Origin of the sequence: Pseudomonas tremae (assembly GCF_001401155.1) — a bacterium.
GTDB classification, from domain to species: domain Bacteria; phylum Pseudomonadota; class Gammaproteobacteria; order Pseudomonadales; family Pseudomonadaceae; genus Aquipseudomonas; species Aquipseudomonas tremae.
The window spans coordinates 1-306 of record NZ_LJRO01000210.1; the positions used below are offsets into that span (position 1 = coordinate 1).

Below are 306 nucleotides of genomic sequence, written 5' to 3' on the forward strand. Positions count from 1 at the left end.
GCCGGACGCGCCTCGTTCCTCGCTGACCTGCAAGCCACACGCACTTACACCGACGTGCGCGCACAAATGGCCGAAGCCAACACCCAGGTGGCCATGGGACAGATCAACCTGTTTCTGGCGCTCGGCGGCGGCTGGGAGAAGGATGACGTGGCGCAGAAGTAGGAAAGGCGCTCGCCTCGCCATCAGGCCTCGTTCGGATTGATCAGTGCCCTCAGGACATGGTCTTCCCAAACTCCGGCAATTTTCAGGTAGGCGCGCGCGTACCCTTCCTTTTCGAAGCCGAGTGATTGCAGAAGTCGCTCGCTG

At 61.4% G+C, this 306-nt stretch carries 2 pseudogenes; one reads left to right on the top strand and one right to left on the bottom strand.

Annotated features, from left to right (window positions below):
• Positions 1-162: pseudogene (locus ALO43_RS30160) on the top strand (TolC family protein); the annotation flags it as partial.
• A gap of 20 nt (positions 163-182) precedes the next feature.
• On the opposite strand, the pseudogene ALO43_RS15440 reads toward ALO43_RS30160, so the two are convergent.
• A pseudogene (locus ALO43_RS15440) lies at positions 183-306 on the bottom strand (30S ribosomal protein S5 alanine N-acetyltransferase); the annotation flags it as partial.